Consider the following 692-nt stretch of genomic DNA (forward strand, 5'->3'; position numbering starts at 1 on the left):
AATCACCCCTATCGTGCCTCGATAGGTGGTAAATTTCTTGCTTTTTCTTGACCGCACTTGAAGCCCAAGTGCCTGCATTAAACGTTGGACTTTTTTATGATTTACGCCTGGCAAACAGGCATGAACGCGTCGATAGCCATAATCAGGATGATTAGCTTTGATGCGTTTAATGGCCTTTTTCAGCTGCTCATCCTTATCTGGTTTAATCTGAAGTTTAGCAAAAAACGTACTACGTGCTAACTGTGCAAAGCCTAAAAGCCATTTTAACGGATAGCGTGTTCTTAACTTTTGGATAATTTCCGTTGCTCGACTTCGTCCTGAATTCTGAGCCTTCTCAACTCCTTTAGGTAGGCTACCTCCGCTTCAAGCTGTAAAATTCTCAAACGTAAACGCGCTTCTTCAGTTTTGGGTGGCGGTAGCATTTTTGCATATTTGGGTTTCATCGGTGGTCGTCCTGATGGTTTGCGGGGAATCAGTCCTTTTATGCCACTTTTTTCAAACCGTTTCAACCACGTCCCGACTAAGGCGTTGGAAGGAATATTATAAAAACGCGCGGTTTCTCTAATACTCATTTTCCCATTCAAAATAGGTTGAATAACCTGTAATTTAAATTCGATTGTGTAGTGTTTACCCATAAAAAATCTGCACCTCAATTGTTGGTTTGTTGAGTCCAACTTTTGGGGTGCAGATCA

The 692-nt window shown here is 41.8% G+C and carries 2 protein-coding genes; both read right to left on the minus strand.

The genetic code is table 11. The features are described 5' to 3' along the window. On the minus strand, positions 1 to 297 hold a 297-nt coding region (locus tag ABW51_RS10605; RefSeq protein WP_156262567.1), incomplete at its 3' end, for an IS3 family transposase. Further along, positions 282 to 635, minus strand: coding sequence for a helix-turn-helix domain-containing protein (locus tag ABW51_RS09580; RefSeq protein WP_053466553.1), 354 nt, complete (start codon positions 633 to 635; stop codon positions 282 to 284). The genes ABW51_RS09580 and ABW51_RS10605, both read right to left, overlap by 16 nt. Positions 636 to 692 lie beyond the last annotated feature (57 nt).

Origin of the sequence: Haemophilus sp. C1 (assembly GCF_001276515.1) — a bacterium.
Taxonomy (GTDB): Bacteria; Pseudomonadota; Gammaproteobacteria; order Enterobacterales; family Pasteurellaceae; genus Haemophilus.

Bases quoted from the DNA above. Each gene is read 5' to 3' on its own strand.
- ABW51_RS09580 (WP_053466553.1), bottom strand. From the start codon at position 635: ATGGGTAAACACTACACAATCGAATTTAAATTACAGGTTATTCAACCT.